Source organism: Pseudomonas sp. SIMBA_068 (genome assembly GCF_046534705.1).
GTDB lineage: Bacteria > Pseudomonadota > Gammaproteobacteria > Pseudomonadales > Pseudomonadaceae > Aquipseudomonas > Aquipseudomonas putida.
On sequence record NZ_JAWRYI010000573.1, the window covers coordinates 1 to 270 of the forward strand.

1 protein-coding gene is annotated in these 270 nt (G+C 41.1%); it reads left to right on the forward strand.

Annotation, left to right across the window (positions count from 1 at the left end; genetic code table 11):
- Window positions 1-2 precede the first annotated feature (2 nt).
- Window positions 3-270 (forward strand): terminase large subunit domain-containing protein (locus tag SB756_RS30470; RefSeq protein WP_410913292.1); only part of this gene is annotated, 268 nt, incomplete at its 3' end.

Below are 270 nucleotides of genomic sequence, written 5' to 3' on the forward strand. Positions count from 1 at the left end.
GTGTGGAATATGCGAACTGCCTTGTTCCCTTATCCAAAAATACTAAAGGTCTTGATGGAAAGGGCCCTCATTTTGTTCTTTTAGACGAAGTACACGCCCAGGACACTGCGGACATGTATGACATTCTTAAATCAGGAATGGGATCACGCTTGCAACCACTTATGTTCATTATTTCTACAGCTGGAAAAGGGACAACGTCTGTAGGTTTGCAAATTTATGAGTACGCAAAAGGGTTGTTAAATTCAACAAAAGAGGATGACGAAGACACTT